The 241-nt window shown below is 39.8% G+C and carries 1 protein-coding gene; it reads right to left on the reverse strand.

Features of this window, described 5'->3' with window-relative positions; translation table 11 throughout:
* Nucleotides 1-241, reverse strand: a 241-nt coding sequence (locus CWC16_RS19265) for a transposase (RefSeq protein WP_138542682.1), incomplete at both ends; no start/stop codon positions are given.

Raw genomic sequence — 241 nt, forward strand, 5'->3', positions numbered from 1 at the left:
TTTACAGCGAATTCTGGCTGGCCCAAGTTTACTGATTGATGTTCGCCCTTTTAATTTACCCGATTCATTGTGACGTGGGATTAACCCACAATAAGCTGCTGCTTCTTTGGCTTTATTAAATTTTTTAGCCGTAAACAAATATGTCAGCTCTCTCGATAATACAGGCCCAATGCCAGGGATAGACTCGAGTAGTTTCCTGTTTCTTTTTAAACCAGGCTCATTATCTATGTGATCATCAATG

Source organism: Pseudoalteromonas sp. S3776, from assembly GCF_005886915.1.
Lineage (GTDB): Bacteria > Pseudomonadota > Gammaproteobacteria > Enterobacterales > Alteromonadaceae > Pseudoalteromonas.